This window comes from Vibrio sp. 1078-1 (genome assembly GCF_033340475.1).
This window is the reverse complement of sequence record NZ_JAWOWM010000128.1, coordinates 1-926: the sequence shown is the minus strand read 5'-3', so window position 1 is coordinate 926 and position 926 is coordinate 1. Positions and strand designations below refer to the sequence as shown.

The 926-nt window shown below is 48.4% G+C and carries 1 protein-coding gene; it reads left to right on the top strand.

The annotated features are described in order from the left end of the window. Window positions 1–926, top strand: a 926-nt coding sequence (locus R7190_RS26095; protein WP_318137706.1) for an Hsp70 family protein, incomplete at both ends; no start/stop codon positions are given.

Sequence of the window (926 nt, the reverse complement as noted above, 5' to 3'; positions counted from 1 at the left end):
GCTAAAAGACATTCAATCTCGCTACCCATCATTACCTTACCGTTTTAAAGAGAGTGATAATGGCTTACCAGTACTGCAAACTGCTCAAGGGGATAAAAACCCGATTGAAGTTTCTGCAGATATTCTAAAAGCGCTAGGTAAACGCGCAGAAGAAACTCTAGGTGGAGAGCTTGCGGGTGTGGTAATTACCGTTCCTGCGTACTTCGATGACGCGCAACGCGCGGGCACGAAAGATGCGGCTAAGCTAGCGGGTTTACATGTACTGCGTCTTCTTAATGAGCCAACCGCAGCGGCGATTGCCTACGGTCTGGATTCAGGTCAAGAGGGCGTGATTGCAGTTTACGATTTAGGTGGCGGTACGTTCGATATCTCTATCCTACGTTTGTCGAAAGGCGTATTTGAAGTATTAGCAACAGGCGGCGACTCTGCACTTGGCGGTGATGACTTTGACCACCTATTAGCGGATTACCTAATGGAGCAAGCTGGCCTAGAAGCGCCGCTTTCTGCTGAGAAAAACCGTGCATTACTGAACATTGCAACGGCGACCAAAATTGCTTTCTCTGAGCAAGACAGCGTAGAAGTTGACGTGTTTGGCTGGAAAGGCACTGTAACACGCGAGCAGTTCGAAGACCTGATTCGCCCACTCGTGAAGAAAACTCTGATGTCTTGTCGTCGTGCACTGAAAGATGCTGACGTAGAAGCGGAGGAAGTACTTGAAGTGGTGATGGTTGGTGGCTCAACTCGTACCTTGCTTGTCCGTGAAATGGTAGGTGAATTCTTTGGTCGCACACCACTCACTAGCATCAACCCTGATGAAGTGGTGGCTATTGGTGCGGGTATCCAAGCAGATATTCTTGCTGGTAACAAACCTGACTCTGAAATGCTGCTGCTTGACGTGATTCCATTATCATTGGGTATTGAAACCA